The 19,434-nt window shown below is 39.4% G+C and carries 11 protein-coding genes and 1 pseudogene; 5 read left to right on the forward strand and 7 right to left on the reverse strand.

Annotation, left to right across the window (positions count from 1 at the left end; genetic code table 11):
* The first annotated feature begins 239 nt into the window (after positions 1 to 239).
* Positions 240 to 1,979 carry a tetratricopeptide repeat protein gene (locus EJL04_RS07500; protein ID WP_053398609.1) on the forward strand — a complete coding sequence of 580 codons (1,740 nt, stop codon included), beginning with the start codon at positions 240 to 242 and terminating at the stop codon, positions 1,977 to 1,979.
* 126 nt (positions 1,980 to 2,105) lie between these two features.
* Here EJL04_RS07500 and EJL04_RS07505 read toward each other — a convergent pair whose 3' ends face one another.
* Positions 2,106 to 3,905, reverse strand: a complete 1,800-nt coding sequence (locus EJL04_RS07505; RefSeq protein ID WP_125104552.1) for a choice-of-anchor J domain-containing protein — start codon at positions 3,903 to 3,905, stop codon at positions 2,106 to 2,108.
* 257 nt (positions 3,906 to 4,162) lie between these two features.
* On the reverse strand, positions 4,163 to 6,457 hold the full coding sequence (locus EJL04_RS07510; protein ID WP_125104553.1) for a M6 family metalloprotease domain-containing protein: 2,295 nt from the start codon (positions 6,455 to 6,457) through the stop codon (positions 4,163 to 4,165).
* 225 nt (positions 6,458 to 6,682) lie between these two features.
* Here EJL04_RS07510 and EJL04_RS07515 point away from each other — a divergent pair, with 225 nt between their 5' ends.
* Together EJL04_RS07515 and EJL04_RS07520 are read left to right on the forward strand one after the other, a co-directional pair.
* Positions 6,683 to 11,425, forward strand: a complete 4,743-nt coding sequence (locus tag EJL04_RS07515) for a choice-of-anchor J domain-containing protein (protein WP_125104554.1) — start codon at positions 6,683 to 6,685, stop codon at positions 11,423 to 11,425.
* Positions 11,426 to 11,834: 409 nt separating this feature from the next.
* A complete protein-coding gene (locus EJL04_RS07520) occupies positions 11,835 to 13,022 on the forward strand; it encodes a M50 family metallopeptidase (protein WP_125104555.1) in 1,188 nt (395 codons plus the stop codon).
* A gap of 50 nt (positions 13,023 to 13,072) precedes the next feature.
* On the opposite strand, the gene EJL04_RS07525 is transcribed toward EJL04_RS07520, so the two are convergent.
* Both EJL04_RS07525 and thpR read right to left on the reverse strand, forming a co-directional pair.
* Positions 13,073 to 14,170: a metallophosphoesterase family protein gene (locus tag EJL04_RS07525; RefSeq protein WP_125104556.1), complete on the reverse strand. Its 1,098-nt coding sequence runs from the start codon at positions 14,168 to 14,170 to the stop codon at positions 13,073 to 13,075.
* A gap of 135 nt (positions 14,171 to 14,305) precedes the next feature.
* Positions 14,306 to 14,797: an RNA 2',3'-cyclic phosphodiesterase gene (thpR, locus tag EJL04_RS07530; protein ID WP_125104557.1), complete on the reverse strand. Its 492-nt coding sequence runs from the start codon at positions 14,795 to 14,797 to the stop codon at positions 14,306 to 14,308.
* Between the two features lie 920 nt (positions 14,798 to 15,717).
* Here thpR and EJL04_RS07535 point away from each other — a divergent pair.
* Both EJL04_RS07535 and EJL04_RS07540 read left to right on the forward strand, forming a co-directional pair.
* Positions 15,718 to 16,026 (forward strand): helix-turn-helix domain-containing protein, encoded by a 309-nt coding sequence (locus tag EJL04_RS07535; protein ID WP_125104558.1) that lies wholly within the window; start codon positions 15,718 to 15,720, stop codon positions 16,024 to 16,026.
* Positions 16,027 to 16,035: 9 nt separating this feature from the next.
* Positions 16,036 to 16,185: pseudogene (locus EJL04_RS07540) on the forward strand (HipA N-terminal domain-containing protein); the annotation flags it as partial.
* A gap of 103 nt (positions 16,186 to 16,288) precedes the next feature.
* On the opposite strand, the gene EJL04_RS07545 reads toward EJL04_RS07540, so the two are convergent.
* From EJL04_RS07545 to EJL04_RS07555, 3 genes are all read right to left on the reverse strand, one after another.
* Positions 16,289 to 16,861 (reverse strand): YdeI/OmpD-associated family protein, encoded by a 573-nt coding sequence (locus tag EJL04_RS07545; RefSeq protein ID WP_125104559.1) that lies wholly within the window; start codon positions 16,859 to 16,861, stop codon positions 16,289 to 16,291.
* A 72-nt stretch (positions 16,862 to 16,933) separates the two neighbouring features.
* Complete coding sequence (locus tag EJL04_RS07550) at positions 16,934 to 18,976, reverse strand: DUF3732 domain-containing protein (RefSeq protein ID WP_125104560.1); 2,043 nt, start codon at positions 18,974 to 18,976, stop codon at positions 16,934 to 16,936.
* Positions 18,973 to 19,434 (reverse strand): three component ABC system middle component, encoded by a 462-nt coding sequence (locus EJL04_RS07555; protein WP_125104561.1) that lies wholly within the window; start codon positions 19,432 to 19,434, stop codon positions 18,973 to 18,975. Before EJL04_RS07555 ends, EJL04_RS07550 begins: the two co-directional genes overlap by 4 nt.

Genomic DNA, 19,434 nt, shown 5'->3' on the forward strand with positions numbered 1-19,434 from the left:
TGTGAACTAAAGTTATTCATTTTTTCAGAAACAAATCATAGTATTTAACACAAGAACTAGAATCATGATTAAATACTTTCATTTTGTCTTACAATTCATAATGCATCATTTTTTAATACGATCTTATTTAATTTCTAATTTGGCTACAAAATCATATATTTTATGTACATTTGCAGTCATCATAAAAAACATATTTTTATATGAATCTTATACGTCTCAGACAAATAAATTAAAATAACATGAAAAGATTTTACGTTAAATATATTTTTCTGATTGTATTACTTATATTACCTCTTTATGCTAAAGGACAAAAGTATAATTTTATGCCTATTGATAAAGAATTTGACTCCATTGCAAGTAAATTATGTCGCATGGATTTTGAAAACAATCGTGTTAAAATAGAAATAAAAGACCTTGACAAACTATATAAAATTGCTGAGGAAAAAGGGAACAAACAATTAAAAGCCCGAGCTTTATTTTGGAAAGCCAGGACTATACAGATGAATGCATCGGCCCAACAATGCATACCTTTATTAGAGCAAGCAAAAAAGCTTTGTTCAATCAACTATGACTACGACATGGCATGCATTAATTACCAATTGGCAGGAAACTATGAACGCTACGGAAGATATCTAGAAGCATATAACCTGCTAAAATCAACCATACCTGTTTTTCAAAAATACGAAGATCATTACTTTCTCGGTAATGTATATTTACTTTTTGTACAATTATATTTAGATATTAACGATCCTGAAAACGCCAAAAGCCCACTTATGCTTGCAGGCAAAGAATATGAAAAAGTAAAATTTCCTCTTAACAGAATATATTTTTTTCAAGCTTACTTTGCTGAAGGAGAAAAAAAGTTACAACTATATAAAAAATCTGTTGAAAGTGGCAAAAAAGACTGGGGTATGACATTTCAAGCATTAACGAATATAAGCATGCTTTTCCTCGAAAAGAACCAAATTGACAGCGCAGCTATATATGATAACCATGCATTAAGCATTTTGGAAAAGAATGCTTACGGAAATCTTATTTTTACCACGCTATATAATATTAACCACATAAAGGTTCTATATGCGCAAAAGAAATACTCTGAGGCCTTGACATTGCTTCATGAGCAAGAAAAAATTACAGAAATGTTAAAGGGAGAACAGTTTCTAACCGAAATATATGAAATGCTATGGAAGGTATCAGACAAACTTGGTAAAAAAGATGAAGCATACAAGTACCTTGAGAAATACATGAACGAATATAAAGCAAGAGAAACAGAGATACGAAATCAGGACCTGCCCAAGGCTAAGGCAAGAGAGGCAATCGCGCGAAGCAACGACAGAATAAACCTACTAGAAAAAGATGCCGAGCTAAACCGTACATTAATGTACGTTATGATTCTATCTATAATTATTTTAATACTTGTCGCCGTATCTGTATTTGTATATTTATACCAACGCTATAAAATAAGGAAGATAGAAAACCGAGAATTACGAAACAGCTTACAGCAAGAATCACTTATTTACAGTATAAACCGACAAAATTTTGAAAGAGACATAAAACAAAAAGACTGCGAAATAAGTTCATCAACATTACTTTTAGCAAACAAGAACGAAGTGTTACAACAGATAAGTGACATAACAAAACGATATTCAGAGCAAAACCTGATACCAACGGAGTATGTCAAGCAAATTAATAGTGTCATTGGCGACAGTCTTAAAAATGATGACGAATGGTCTCGTTTTAAGCTTCATTTTGACTCTGTTCATCCTGGATTCTTTGTAAAGTTGAAAGAGATAAGTGCAGAACTTACAGAAAACGATTTAAGATTATGTGCGTATGTCAGAATTGGCATAAGAGCAAAACAGATAGCCGGTATGTTGTCTGTAAGTCCAGACAGTGTTAACAGCAATCGCTACAGATTAAGAAAAAAGCTCGGCTTACAGCACGGAGAAAGTCTTGATGATTTCATACGCAAGATATAACATCTTACTTACAATCCGGCACTATAATAAAAAAGGCACTATAAAATATTTTGCATAAATGGACAAATATTCTATAGTGCCTTACAACAAATACGTCTCAGTTATTCAAATATAACAATGGCATTATTATTTTAAGATTTTCTTACCCTTGTGAATATATATACCTTTACCTGGATAATTCACACGCATGCCATTAACATTATAATACGCATCATCTTCATTTGCGACATTATCATACCTTACTGTATAAATACCGGTTGTAAGTCCATCAATGGCTACCTTATCGGCGTTATCAATTATTCCATTCTTATTTATCAACAACACTATAAGCTCTGTGTTTTTCTTTTCAAGCAAATTCTTTGGTATCTCAAAAGAGCATGAATATGAAAAATGGTCTCCTTCTTTTATTGTTTCCGGTATAACTCCAGATACACCATTATAATCAGGATATATTGTTCTTGCCACATCATTATACCACATCTGATCTGCAGGAATCGTTGACGGAAGGTTTTCAAATCCGCCCATCTCTCCCATTGCGTTATCTGCATAATAATTATTCTGCTCATATCCTGTCGGTTTTCCTTCCGGAACACCAATGTCTTCATTGGTACGATGTACGTTGTTTTCAACGAGAACGTATGCCAAACGATAATCAGCCTTATCTATGTCTGCAGCAAAATAAATGTCCGTATTTGCAATAATCTCATTTGTAGCCTCATCATACGAAGCATTAAGCTGTATACCGCAGTTATTTGTCGAATTATCCATAATCTGCTTATAATATGTTTCCATATCTCCCGGATCAATCGAATACATTGTATTTCGGTTATACACACAACGAGGATACCCAGAAAGATTACATCTTGAGAAAAGCAAGTCATGATAGTCTTCAACACCAAATGACATCGCATCTGTCCATGCTGCACTACTGCAGTGAATAGCGATGCCGATGAATGAGTCCGGATATTTTTCGTTCATCTCTTTCATTGCCACAATACCTCTTACACAATAACCACACCATGTTCCGGTAACCTCTTCTGACACAAGTTTTCTAGGATATGCAGACACACGCCCTTTTACGCCAGTGCTGTCTGTGCCGCTCTTTATCCATACTTCATATTCAGAAGTCTGATTACGCGAGATATTAAATTTCTTGTCTAGGACGAAATCTGTCTTTTTGCCGGGCTCCAGTGTTCCGTCAAACTCCTGTTCATAAGTTTCACCGTTAATTCTATATCCTACTTTATAGGACGTTATGCTTTTTTCCCCTGTGGCAAAAACTTGTCCTGATACAGCCACATCACCATATTGCTGTATCACACGTCCAAGATTTGTCGTCAATCCGACATTAGACTCCACACCAACAAAGATATCATCGACATAAAGACAATTTTTATCCTGACTGTCGTTAACAAAAGCTATATATACAGTTTTTCCTGCATATGCCGAGAGATCTACAACATGTTCAGTCCAGCTGTAGCTTTCTTTTGAAACTTCAAACAAAGGCGCAGACTTGTCAAAGTCTTCAACTGCAGTTCCTTTTTCTGATATATATATTTTATATCCGTCACGATAATCCTTGTCACTAGCTCTCGAGCGCCATGAAAGCACTGTCTTTTCAGATTCTATTGCTATGGCTCCTGTCACCATCCAGTCGTCCGATTTACCTGCATTTTTATACCAAGACGTACTGCATGCCACCATATTGCCGTCATTACCCTCCTCGTATACAACCCATGGAACACCAACAGCAAATCCGAGGTTTTGCATATCCGTTGATGGTGTACGTCCGTCAACATCATGCAAAGTAAAAGCTGACGGCATGCCTTCATCAAACCCTGTACTAAAATAAGTAATCTGTGCCTTCGCACTGCCAGCAAGCAGTAAGGCCGTACATGCAATAATAACATTCTTCTTCATGTTCATAATATTTAGGGTTAATATGTTGCTACTTTTCTAACAGAATTTCCTTTCTTAATGATATAAACACCGGGAACGTTCATATTTTCAACCTTTCTTCCATCGATGGTGAAAATACTTACAGGTGCATTGTCTAAACCATATTTATCATTATCGGGCATCGTTATAGCCGATGACTCGTCTGTATAAACAACCACTTCTTCAGAGAATGCCGATTCAGCATCACTGCTTACAGCTTTTACTGCAAATGCATAATATGATTTTTACTCCAAATTCTTGAACGTATAATAAAGTTCTTTCACGCCATCAACTGTAACAGTGTCTGTATGCAGGAAGTCTGTATCTTCAACTTCACCCTCAATTACTTCAGGTTCGCCGCTTACCTCAACCACTTTGGCGTCATCAAACAATCCATCGTCTTCACCTCTTACTATTGTTATAGAATCTATTATGGCACGTCCTAAATTAGTGGCAAAAGTAACAGGTGTTTTTGAAATACCGTTGTTGAAACGGAACAAGTATGTACGGCATACGCTGTTTATTCTTGTCTTGCCGCTCATTCCATTTGCGCTGACGCTGAAAACAGGCGTTTCACCAGAAGCAGCCTTTACCGTTACTGCCACCGCGAAATTACCGTCATATCGTTTAAGATTCAACACAGGTGTGATGAGCATACCGCCTTCTGAAACATTTCCAATCTGACACCAGCCGCCTGCCTGATAAACCTTACTTCCTGTCCAGCCTGTTTCAGTTACATAATCATCAATACTTTCACTTATATCTGTAGAATTTGCTGATTCAGAAGTTCCTGATGCCATCATAGAAAAACCTTCCTGCAAAGCAACCTTCTGTTCTGATTTATATCCTAACTTATAAAGGTTGACCACATAACTGCTTGCATGTTCAACCATATCCCAAGACGCTGTAAAACCATCATTGCCATTTACATCCGCCTTGATATTTTTTGGCGTTTTAAGATGGTTTGACATAAAATTGAATACAATAGTCCCATTATCATCACTTATGTCTGTAATCCATTTATCTAAAGTTTCCCCCGTATATGGCTGTGCTGCCGGAGTTGAAATGTCCGTAAAACTGTTATTAGACGAAATAGGATACAAATCCTTTTCCTCTGTATTACCACCGGCAACAGCATTATACGCAAGATGATTATCTGCAGGAACTAAATGGAATCTCGGGTGTGATGTGTCGTCGTTAACACTATTGTTATTCCATACATTTTCATTATAGTCAACATGTGTTATCATGAGTCCTCCTGACGGGATATATCTGTCCCAGCCTTGCTGCTGACGGTTCTCCATGAGATAGAATTCATTTTCATTGCTTGTTGTAAGTATATATGCAGAGTTTGTCTCAGCCAGATGCCCCATCGTAACATTGTCTGTAGGTTCAGTCAGCTCTACTGGAGTCAGCCAGCCCAAAGTCATACGTTCAAATGCATTATATGACGGAGGCGTCTTGCCGTCATTATTATAAGGGCCATACTCCATTATATCATATGAACCAAGTTTATAATCCGTGGCATCTAATGTGTTATAATGATCCGCAAGCCCCAGCACATGGCTGAATTCATGACAAACTGTGCCTATACCTGACGACTGCACACCACTGTTGCCGAAAAGTTCAGACGAACAGGCATACGTGTCAACCGTCTTGCCATCTAGATTCAAATTTATGTTATATGCAGACAAAAGATATTTATGTGGCCAGATTGTATTAGAGCCGCCGCCGGCATGCTGCCCATAACCTGCATAAATAACATATACCATGTCCACCTTTCCGTCACCATCACCATCATATTGCGAAAAGTCTATTTCATATTCTGAGTCTGCCAACTGACATGCCTCTTTTATCATAAGACCTGCATTTTGATCAGTTGTCATAAAACTGTCACTACCATAATATGCCGTATTGTGCGATAGTTTTATAGGACCTACGATATCAAAATGTGGTACGAATACCCCACTTGACTGTGCAATGTAATAGTCTCTCGCAGAGCCTGTAGCTCCATTGTCGCTAAATCCGCTTTCATTGAGCATACGGTCATGAAAGTCCTTGTCAAGAGAAAAATCCTTATCTGCAAATTCTACCAAAAGTACAAGACAACGTCCCTCTCCTATAGTAGGATAATTTCCCACTTTAAAACGAGAGTTGCTGCTATTCTGCTTCATGGCCTTATTCATTCTGTCTGGCCTTGATATATTATTTATCAATTCTGTTGCTTTTTTCAGCTTGCCTACATATCTTATTTCTGTAAGAGAGCGCATATCTGGATTATGCGCCAAAGGCGAATCCTGAATTGTCAGCATATTTTTATCTGTCAAGCTTGCATACCTGTATCCTCCGTCTTCGTCCTGCTTGAGCAGATATCCGTCAGTGCTTATGCATTGATGCCAATGCTCATCACCATTTATATAAAAAGTGATGGTTGTTCCGTCTGGCTGCAAAGCATTTATCGCACCACGATATGCCGGCACTGCTTCCACTGTCATGACATAGATGAAAGCAAAGAATAAAAATTGCAATAATCTTTTCATAGTTCTATTTTTTTAACGTTTAACTGTTTGCAAAGTTACTAATTTAAGATGACTTCATAATAGCAAAATATCACAATTTTTCAGTTACAACGCTCAAAAGTATATAGATAAAAACTGACAGCGGCCATTTTTTATACATTTTGTTACAACAAACAATGTTTTTTATTTATCTTTGTATTGAAAAAATCAGTTAACTGATATAGTATTAATTTAAATTTTAAACACATGAAAAGCAAATTACATTATTATCTTGTGACATCGCTTTGCGTGTTATCTGGAGTCTTATGTCAAGCTTTTGCTTCAGATGTCAAGACGGTTTATGCACTATCTGACAACGAAGAGTTTGGCAAAGGTATCTATACATTTGAATTGAGTGATACCCTCAAAAACGTAAGTCTGTTTCAAACAATGACCTACAATATGGTCTGTGGCGGACAGATTGTAGACAACACCTATTATTATTTTGAATACGAACAAGTTTATAATGGTATCAAAGTCCACGGTCTTTGGGCTTTTGACATGGAAAGTAAAACGCAGAGACAGATTGCTGATTACGGTGGCGTAAATAACGGACAAGCAGTAAGCAACTTTTCGTATGACTATCAGAGCGGAACGATGTATGGCCTTAACAGTTTCAACGGTGGCGACGGTCTTGTTAAGCTTGACCTCGAAACCGGTACTATAACAAATGTAGGAACCTTAACTTATGACGTCATCAATTCTGCTGCACAAGCATCAGACATGGAAGAACACATGCACGTGATGACATCTACCTATGACGGAGAAATGTATGGCATAAGCTACTGGGGATCTTTATACAAAATTAATCAGCACACATGCGAATGCCAATATATAGGAACACTTGACTATAACCCAGGTGATGCCTTCATGTATAGTGGTGACTGCCTGTTTTATGACAACGACAGCGGACAACTTTATCTAAGATTCACCACTTATAATTGGTCTACATCATCATGGATTTACGATGCAGTCATGATTGACACGAAAACAGCACATGTAACTCCATTTGCGAAGTTTAAGGACAACAAGGAATCTTCTCTAATGGGTATATCAGTACCTTTCACTGTAGCTGAAGCCAGCGCTCCGGCAAAAGTGCAAAATCTTAGCATCACAAGAGGCCAAAATGGTGCGCTCACAGCAACACTTGAGTGGGACAACCCGTCAAAGACATATGGCAGAGGAGGTACACTTGAGGAGCTTAGCTATGTGCTTGTGCTGAGAGACGGTGTTAAAGTAGACTCTATCGTCAACCCGGCAATAGGAGGTCATCAGACATGGACTGACAATAACATCACAGAACGTGGATACTACACATACAGAATAATTCCGGGCAACAGCATTGGCCGCGGAGACAGAGCCAGCGTAGGCTCATATGTCGGAAAAGGTGATCCTCTAGGAGTTACCGACGTCAAGCTTCTTGCCGACGGCGATAAAGCCAAACTCTCATGGACCGCACCTACAGAGGGCAAGCTGAGCTCATATATCGACGTAAATACTCTGAATTATGATGTTATCAGATTTAAGAACAGCAGTCTTGAAGGCGAAAAGGTTGCAACAGCAATAAAAGAGACATCATTCACAGACGAGACTCTGACAGAAATGGGAAGATATACCTATGCCATAGTTCCGCATACAGACAATGCCACCGGCGACAGCGTAAGATCAGAAACAGTTATCCTCGGACCGGCATACACAAGCCCTATTACCTTTGAATTTAACAATCTCGATGAGTTCAAACTATGGACAACTATAGACGCTAACGGCAATTATGAAACATGGGCATGGTCAGACGGAATGTTCGGCACATTAAAAGGAGCAACATGTTCATATAATTATGATGAGGTTGTCGCTGCAGACTGGCTGATATCACCGCGCATAAAGTTTGAAGCAGGCAAGAGATATAAGGTTACATTCGATGCACTGCCAGGAAGCAATAAAGTAATGGAGACACTGGCCGTATCATTCGGACAGGGAACAGACATAGCTTCACAGGACAGCATCAACCAGTTTGAAATCGTATCTGATCAGGTTGTAAGCCTGCGCGCAAATCTTCCTGAGATTAAAGCTACAGGAGAATACAACATCGGTTTCTTATACCGCACATATTACGCAAACTATAAGCTGAGTGTCGGCAATATACAGGTAAGTGAAGACCACGAAGGGTATGTTGAGGGTATAATAACCTGTGACGGCAAACCCGTAGCAGGAGCAACAGTCATCACTAATGGCGGAAAATTTAAATCTGTTACAGACAATGAAGGCAAATACCGTCTAGAGTATCTCCCCGAAGGAAACTACGACATAGACGTACAGGCCCTAGGATATGAAAATGCATCAGCATCAGCATCAGTAACCGAACACAATGTTACTCAATGCGACATCGAAATGACCGCACGGCCTACATACAAGATCAGCGGTACTGTTGTCGATGTTGCAGACGAACCGGTAGCAGGTGCAAAGGTTGTTCTGAGCGGATACGACAACAAAGAAACAGAAACAGCCACAGACGGAACATTCAGCTTTGCTGACGTATTCAAAGACGATAACTACGCTGTAAGTATAACAAAGAATAAGCTTCTCGAGGGAACTAAGAACTTTGGAGTTGAAAGCGACACAGACCTTGGTACAATAACACTTCTTGACAACCAGAAGCCAGCCGGCAAGGTTACTGTCATTGAAGACGGAACCTCTGCTAATGTAACATGGAACGCTCCTTCCAACGACGCAGTATTGCAGCGCATTGACGACGGAACCCTGACCACATCAGTTGGAATTGGAACTGCAACAGAAAATTCGATGTTCGGTGTTGTAAAACGCGAACCTTCAAGCATACACGGAGTAGAATTCTTTGTTAACTCAGCTTCTAGTATGTACAGCGTACGTCTGAGCATCTTCGATCTTGACGAAAACGGAGAGCCAACCGACAAGTTGCTCTACCAGAACACCTATGTACAGGCTACAGACGGACAGTGGAACTCATACACACTGCCAGCTCCAGTAGACGCCCCCAACGGCTATTATCTGGCTATATCTAACTCTAATTACGTTGGCATGACTGTCGGCATTGACGGTGCCGGAGACAAAGAGAAGTATCCTTTCGTGGAAGGCGTAAACTGCTTCACTGCTGATTATACTACGGGAGAGTATCTTTATCTTGAAGGACAGGCTGACGAAAGATTCCACAACAACTTCCTCATTCGTCCTATAGCCGCTCCGTTCACAGTGCCTGAAGACTCTACAGAATTCAAGTCTGCTGCAAACAATACGAAACGTTTCGTATACAGAAACAGCGCTGACAACAACGCTACTTACGTTGAGCTTGAGTCAAGAGACTGTGATGTTCAGCCTAATCTTGATGAATCTCCAATGATGAAGACTCCGCAGAGCCGCATACGCTATAATGTCTACAGAATGAAGTCATCAGACATTGCCAACGAGGCAAACTGGAAGCTGCTTTCTGAAAATCAGCAGGCACGCAGTTATGAAGACAAAGACTGGCAAAGCATGGAACAAGGCGTTTACGCTTATGCGGTAAAAGCGGTATACACAGGTGGCGATCTTGCAACAGCGTCTGTTTCAGACACTATCGGAAATAAAATGAACACTGATATTACATTCCGTATAACTACAGATACTCCTGAAAATGAGGCTTACGGCGCACATGTCGTTATTTCAGACGGAATTCACCAGTACACAGGCACAGCCGATGATGCAGGAGTCGTTGTGATAGAGAATGTATGGAAGAGCATCTATGACATGAGCATCGTCCTCGACGGCTTCAACACGCATACTGATAAGATAAATGTAAGCACTGACGACTCTTACGAATTTGTATATAACATCACTGAAAATAGAGTTAAGCCTTACAACCTGATAATTGAGGAGGGTGCCAACGGCAATGAGCGCGTATTTATGTGGAATTATCCTAACGTGTTCTTTGATGACTTTGAAAGCCATGAAGACTTCGCAATAAACTCTCCGGGCGCTATCGGATGGCAGTATATCGACGGCGATGGTTGCGAGACTGGCGGACTCATGGGATATGAATGGCCGAGTATATTTGAGCCTATGGCATACATGGTTTTCAACCAGAGCGCTACTACGCCTTCATCTACAGATATATCTTATCTTGCACCATACAACGGAAGCAAATGCCAGACAGCATGGGCTTCTTATGGAGACTCTAATGACGACTGGATGATCACTCCTAAGCTCTACTTCAAGGAAGACTTCAAGTTCACATTCTATGCTGCAAGCGCAGACTATTCTTATCTTGAAAACTTTGAGGTTCTGTATTCAACAACCAATATGCAGCCGGAAAGCTTTGTAAAGGTACAGGAGGCAACTGAGGCACAGAGCTATTGGATGCAATATTCATATGACATACCAAAAGAAGCCAAATATGTGGCAATACGCTGCATATCAGACCAAAAACGCGTATTCCGCATTGACGATGTACGCTACGGACTCGCAGATGCATTGGCTGCACCAGCTTACATAAGCAGAAATACAGGTTATAAATCTCCGTCTCTGCGTTCTCCTTCTTTAGACGGTTTATATGAGGTTTACCTTGACGGCAATAAGGTTGCTCAACAAGATGCTACTACATACACGTTCACAAACCTTAGTGCAGGCAATCACACTGCAGGCGTGATAGCATCTTACACTTCAGGAAAGACAGAAATGAGCACTATCGACTTCTCTGTTGACGCTAGTGGCATTGTTTCTGTTGAGAATGGCGGCTTTAACATCTCTGCTGACGGACGCTCTATTACTGTTAACGGAGAATACGACTACATCGAAGTATTCTCAACAGGCGGAATGGCAGTCGCTGCCACCGAGGTTGCTCCAGGCAGTTACAGCCTTGGCAATGTTCCGGCAGGTGTTTACATCGTTAAAGTTTACATCGACGGTAATGTAAATACAATGAAGTTTGTCGTTAAATAACAATTTCACAAATAGTTTTCATAGGGGTTGTGCGCAAAATAGGCACAGCCCCTATTTTTCATCCAAATCGCTTATTATAATCCGGTCTGTATTTTGGCTTTACATTAAGCGGATTTTCGTAAGATTTTTCTTGATATAACGGGCTATGTCAAGAAAAAGCAAACAATAAGACGGGCTGAAAACATTAATGCACAAAATTGATAAAACTATGTGCGGTCTAATGACCAAATTACATTACATCTCTGTTACTGCTGTACAAAAGTTTCGTTTTCCGTTTTATTTCTTAAATTTATTACGCTATCTTTGCAGCATCATGAGATGCCGGTGCCGTCAGCATCACTGAAACAATGGCTCTTTTGCAACAGAGCCGCGAACGAAATAAGTCAGACAAAAGAATATACACTGAAACATGGGAAACATAAAAAAGACATTTCTCCACAAGACATTACGCATAGCAACATTATTTATTGGCGGAATAGCCATAGGCTTCGGGGTTGGTTTCGTCATAGGCAAAATCATCAAGCCTGCGCTTCATGCCGACATATCAGCCGCCGACGTGTTTCTCACGATACTCCTGGCAGCGATATTCTTCATCTTATCTTTCATCATACACATCGTCATCCACGAAGCAGGCCACATGCTTGCTGCCATGGCGCGCGGCTGGAAGTTTCTGTCGTTTATGATCATGGGCGTTGTCCTGAGCCGTCGCGACGGCCGTTTCCGCCTGTCACGCTTCAGTATGGCCGGAGCCGCAGGCCAGTGTCTTATGCTGCCGCCCGAAAACGGCGACACACCCTTCGGCATAGCCCTATATAATGCTGGCGGCGTGTTGGCCAACCTTATGCTCACGGTGATTGCATCTGTCATTATGTTCATGCCGTCGGCACATCATTCGCTCGTCACAACGGTCTTTCTGCTGTGCATCATCATCTCCGGACTGTATCTCATTGTCATGAACGGCATCCCGAACAAGCTGGCCGGACTGCCCAACGACGGTCTCAACATGCTCAATCTTCACAAAGACGAGTTTTCCACGATGGTGTTTCTGCGCTCCATGCGCCTCATCGGATATCTTATGCAAAACGACACATCACGGCTTGAGGCCATGACATACATGTGCGACGACCGCGACATCAACTTCAGCAACCCCATACACGTCATGGCACTTTCGTCCGACTTATCGTTAGCCATGCTGCACATGGACTTCGACAAGGCCAACGCCATCATGCAGCGCGCCGAGCCGCACATGAGCCGGATGGTTACTATCTACCGCAACGAACTGACCTTGGAACGCATTTACCTCACGCTGATACGTCCCCACTATCCCGAAGACATCAACAGGCTGCTGGACAAGTCAATCAGCAAATACCTGCAAGTGCAGTCTGTCTTCCGTCCTTCAGCCCTGCGCGTTCAATACGCCCTCGCCATGATACACGAGGCAGATAGCAGCAAGGCCGAAAAGATATACGAGAAGTTTCAGCGTGTAAGCCGTAAATATTACATTCAGGGCGAAGCAGAATACGAACAGCAGCTTGTTGATTTTGTCAGAAGCGGCAGATATCTGCAACAATTATCTTTCACGCGGATGATAGGTTAAAACCTGCTTTTATCAAAGATAAATGACCATAAGGTCATCACCTGACACCATCAATATGAAATGCTCCTCATCTTGCCCCAATTTACAGAAGTTTTACCATTCTTGTTCCAAAGACATTCCCTCACTGTTATGACCCTGCTTTCTGTATCTATGCATACCACCTGATATGAAAGCAGGCTTTCATCGTCTGCCGACAACTCTCCCTTCATCGGCGAGTCAACCCTGAACACAGGCAAGGATATGCTTCCCTCCGTGCCCTTCCAGTCATAGAATTCATTATAGTTGCAGTCTCCGTGGAAATATGCCTTTATCTGAGGATGAGACTTAAAAAACCTCTCCAGCCTGTTCCAGTTGCCAACAGGCCTCATGTCAATGGCATTTACGCTACACGTATCGCCCAACAGATTTTCAAATTTATCCTTACTGTTTATGTCATACGGAAAGTTAGGATTTGTAAAGTGTTTGGCATCAGCCTCAACCGGATCATGTGCGAAGAGTATTGTGGATGTTGTTGGGTCATCTTTAAATATGCTGTCTAACCAACTACGCATAAAGCCGTCCGGCCATATCCCCACAAAGGCAAACCGGAGATTGTCTTTTATAAAAGTGTAATGAACTTTATTGGCTGTATAATCAAAAGACGAAATTTTCTGACAGCCAAATTCCGGCATGTTATGATTGTATATTTCTATAGCACTTGTTTCATCCTTGGCAGGTGTAAGCGCCTTCGGATATCCTATGGCATTTGATATGTCATGATTACCGGGAACAAGATATATGGGACATCCGAGGGTTTCTATCCAGTCTTTTTCAAACTGCCTCCATGATCTGCATGCCTGCCACACCCCATCATGCATTCTGTTCGATATATCGCCAGTACACACAACAAAATCCGGCTCGCCAAACTTTGTTCCCTCACCTACTCCTCCGTCAGAGGGCAAATCTGTTTTATTGAGCAGACAAAACGACTTCACCATCTCGCCAATGACCTTATAGGCATCAACCTTCTCTCCCCGAAACTGTCGCTTTATTCCGTAGTGAAGGTCAGAACAATAAATAAATCTTATCTCATGGCCGTTTGCGGCAAATGCACTGACAACACCTACGAGGCATACAAAATAAAATAATATTATGCGTCTAAGTTTCATAATAACTTTAACTATTTTCAAAATTCAACCTGTAACTGCAATCAAATTATAATTATGAATAAGTTCGTAATTTTATAATGCCAAAACTCTCTCTCTATTCTTCAGGCTCAGTTGCGCTGATTTATCATCAACCAATTACAGGGCCGTATAAACGAGCCGGCCATTGATCCGTTCCGACTTCATTACATAAATCTTGCTTACAGTCATGCTTTCGCTCTCCACGTCGATGTCAAGAGGCATTTCCGACGGTTGGCGCACAAGGGTGATATGCGGACTGAACTTACCCTTTGCATAGTCAATGCCGCGTTGGTCAAGATTGCGTCTCAGCTGTTGCGCTATAGCCTTCACCTTGTCCTCGCCTTCTATGCCGAGCCACACCACCCTGCTTCTGCCGTTAAAGCATCCCATCTTGCCCGTTCTGATTACAAACGGCTCAAACTTAACGGCATCAACAGCGGCCTTTATCTCCTCCACCCTTTCCGTCTCGCCGATAAATGCCAACGTAAGATGCAGGTTCTCCGGCTGCGTATAGTTGCCCCTTACTCCATATTCCTTCAGTCCATCCTGTACATCCAATATTGAAGACTTGAACGCTTCAGTAAATCGTATTGCGATAAATATTCTCATGTCATTATAATTTTATACATATGCCGGCAACAAAGTGACATTAAGATGTACACACCCGCCCTGCACATTAATTAGATTTTATCCACGTGTGGTTATTTGTATTTAACTCACATTTATATTACAGCTTAAAGTCCTTACGCTCTATATCTGCTCTGAATCCTTCTTCAGATACATTTTCCTTGCTTCCTGCTCTACCTCGTTCATGATACGTCTGATGTTCTATCATATCAGATTGTGAACACGTGTGTTCACAATCTCCGGATTCTTGATATGCAAATATAATTTGCGGTAATACACCAAATTGCGTTTACTATAGTTATTTTCGCATATAACGGAAATCCGTTCTGCCGGATTAGCTCAATGTTTTAAACAAATAATAATAGAATACAAAATTATAGAATCTTTCTGTATTGCGGATGCCTTTTGCAGAACTTTTTTTGACGCTCATATAGAGAAACATCAACTGATTACATCTTACATACAGAAGTCTCAATACGTTCCATAGGAGTGATAGTTACAGTAAATTTGCTTTCAATATCCGATGCAGTATATTCACAATTATGATATTCGGCACTTTCTAAATTAATTGGTATGAGTAATCATTTTGAACATAGGAAAAGAAATTACTGTAAACTCAACTCTCTGAAAATCAATGATTACATATATATTCTTGCACTTCGTACTATTCCGATTTTTTGCAGCCAAAACTTCAATACAAATATAGTGAAATTTGGATAAAAACAATTCGAAAATCTAAGAATTACAATCTGCCTTTATAATTTAATGATAAAGTTTTTCAAAAAAATTAGTTTTATTCTCAAAAATTGCATAGCTTTGCGTTTATAACATTCACAATATTGAAGATTAACAACTAAAAACAAGCATAACTATCATCATAATGATATATAAATAAGAATAATATGGTAGACTTTTATGAATACTCTACGCCTGAGCTTGTAAGGCTATTAGGCAACAGATTCAAAGAATATAGAATCCGTTGCAATCTTACTCAGAAAGATGTTTCAGAGCAGTCAGGCATTGGCCTTACAACCATACACAAATTTGAAAATGGTACTGCAGGCAATATTTCGTTGTCAACATTTATCTTGCTGCTGAAAGTAGTCGGTCAGATTAACACGATAGACAACCTTCTTCCTGAGTTGCCTGAATCTCCTTATCTGATGCGTAAGGATGATAAAAAGGCGCAACGTGTCAGACACTCTAAATAACGTAAACTTATGGTACAGTTGTTAAAAGTAATCCTTTGGGATGAGGAAATTGGCAGATTGGCTTGGGATGCCAGACGTAGGTTATCATATTTTATGTATAATCCGTCCTTTCAGAAGAAAGGTCTCAATATTTCTCCATTAGTAGCACCCGTGGATGGAGGCACTATAAGATATTTTGTGTAAATGGAAAATATTTTATAATGCAGCCTTGATATCCTTTTGCAGAACTTTTTTGACGCTCTAATAAGGAAACATACGCTGATTACATCAGCAGTCTGCCGTTATCGTTCCACTCACCATACATAACGCCATTTCGGGTGTTTTCTATAAATTTATCAAGCCGTTTTCTGAACAGCTCGGGCTGACGTTTCTTTATCTGGATGGTGTCAATGCGCACACGCTTATACAGCTCGGGCAGGCGGCAGAAATTCTGCCACACCACAGGGTCCGACTTCAATTCTTTCATTACATCATCGTCTATCACAAAGCCCTTGTCCGTCATACCCGGCAATGCGGCTCTGCCGGCATCTGTCATCAGTCCGAGCCGTTCCATCCTGCGACATCTTTCCTTGTTCAGTTCCGACCAGTTGCTGCGCCGCTTTCTCGGGCACAGCCTCTGTGCCGTCACCCCGTCTGCCAGCTTCTTTGTCGTGCTGTCTATCCATCCGAAGCACATCGCCTCTTCTACAGCATCTATATACCAGAACGTGCCGTCGTCAACTGGTCTTCCACGTTTCACCACTACCCAACATTCCGGCTCCTTATCATGATTCTGCATAAGCCATTCGCGCAGTTCAGCACGAGACTTGACGTTCAGCAAATTATTTATTGTCATATACTATCTTTGTTCAAACACGCATACTGATAACAACAGGCTTAACTTACATACAAGTTGCCTATAATATAATTAATTATTTCCTTTTATTTCACTACTCTTAAACTCTTCCGATTGTTTAATTTTTATCATGTCAATAAATCCTTGATCTTTTCGACGCCATCTACGTACAACGTAATCATTAAAATTATATTTTCTTAGATCCAGATTATCCGCATGGTCTGATATTATAACCTGAGGCATAAATCCATATTTATTTTGCATAGAATATAATGTATTAACAATTTGAATAAAAAGATTTGTAACTGCTCGCAAGTCATCATCTGCCTCTTTCCCTTCTTTCTGTTTTAAATCCTTTGCATTAAATTCAGGTGCTGTATCTATTGTTGCAGGAAAATAAACCTGGCTAGGTTGGTCAAGGAACAAAATTGTTGGAACAGTTGATTTATCTCCTAATGATACAAAGAATTCTAGAATACCGAAAAATAAGCAAATATGTGAATATAACCAATTTGCACCACTTCCCATATTTCTTAAATAAACTTTTGTCCCATTGTTTTTCAAATGATACAATTCAAACGTATGAATGTCAAAATGCAGATTTATTGGCTGATAAGAACTTTCAAAATCAAGATTTTTACCCATATCATTCATTGCCTTATTGATAAATCTTTCTGCATTTTCCAACTTTTGTTGTACATTATATCTTGTCTGCAGAATATATTCCAGTTGCTTGATTTGTCTTTTAGTTTCTTCAATTTTTTTGCTGTCAAATTGAATGAACATGTTTTTTGTCCATTCCAATTCGTTTTCAATTCTAAGTTTTAATTTTAGCGATTGCTCTTCCAATGACTTGTTTTTCTCTAACTTATTGTTTATTTCTATAATTCTATTTATTTTGGCATTAATCTTCCTCAATTCTGAATTTATTAAAGATATTTCTTTTTCGCATTCGCGTTTTTGCGGCAAGAATGAATCTTCTCTTTGAGGTGATTTCCTTAACTCTTCGTTTAGCCATTCAATAGCAATCTTTAATTTATTGGCTGCATCTTCTGTTGCATTTGACTTATGATGACAGAAAGGGCATACAGTTTTTCCTTTTATTGCTTCCGTAATAGGTTGGTATTTGTCTATCTTTTCAGCGTAGTTTTTAACATAATTAATTGAAGAGTTTATATTTTCTAATTTTAGAGATAGTCTTCTTCTTTGTGCCAATAAATCATTCTTTTGTTGTCTCAATTTTAAATACAATTTCTTATACTCATCAGAATCTTCATTTACTTCGATTTTAATTTCCTCCAACTCATCAATATAGATTTGTGGCGCACTTAACATGTGAACACTAGTAATCTTAGGGAATAATTCATATCCGCTAATCGAAAGATATTCAGCTCTGAGCCCGTCAATCTTTATAGCCCTTTCGTTTTTCTGCGATTCAAAGTTGCTAAACTCTCTGTTGAATTTCTCTAATTCTAGGCGTTTTTCTTCTAACTCTCTGTTGATAATATAGTATTGTTGATCAACGAATCCAGCAAATATTTTAAACTCATCAATCACTTTTTCCCTTTTTTCTTTTTCATCAAAACGATAGAATAGCGAATGTTTGTTTGCGATCAAATTCTGATGCTGAAGCATGAAAGAAACCATATTGCGGAATGATGGCCTACCTTTTTTGGCTTTGAATTTCAACGCTTCTTCGCTTTCGTCGGTATCGGAAATGTTAATTCCAATGAATCGACCAAGCTCATCTCTAAAACTTTTTAATTGAACAAAATATTCCTGCTTAAAATAATCTCTATCAAGATGTTCAATATCAATTTCATCTGTCTCAATTTTATAAAAAGCCTCAGTTGATTTTTTATTTTGTGTACGAGCAATAACCAGGTATGTCTCTTTTGCATGTATAACAACAAAATATAATTCAGCATTGTCAGTTATCACACCTTCAGGAATCGTGTTTTCGGAATTGCCCGTACAATAGTCAAACAATTCGATAATCGCACTTTTACCCGTAGAAGAACGTCCTGTTATGATATTAAGTCCTTCTTTCAAACTGATGTAATGACAGTTGTCTGATTTGTCTATTACACCAAGATATTTAATATAGCTTCTCATAATCTGTAAATTCCAAATGCATAATATGTGTTTATAACATTTCGTGTAAATATTTTATGTAGTTGCGATGCAAGATTGAGACTTTTTGACAATCCGCAATCTGTTTGAAGATTATTATCTACTAAAACTGTTACACTCAAATCGTCATTTATTTTTATATATCCGCACTCCAACGCATATTGAAGACAGCGATTAGTAATATCTTTGAAATATTCGAACCGTTCTTCGAATCCTGCCATTATTTCTTTATCATTTGTTATTCTGCTTAGTCTAGATGCTCTCGAAATAGTAGTGATTTTCTTTAAAAAATCAGAGTTCAAGACCAATGGAAATACAAAATATGCTAAAAGAATATTTTTGTTCTTTGGCTGCAGATTCCTATAAAATGAGACAAGAATCGGCGTAAGGATAAAAATATTACTTTGTAGAGTGGATATGTTTTCAATAAGCTTACTCAT

This window comes from Prevotella marseillensis (assembly GCF_900625065.1).
Classification (GTDB): domain Bacteria; phylum Bacteroidota; class Bacteroidia; order Bacteroidales; family Bacteroidaceae; genus Prevotella; species Prevotella rara.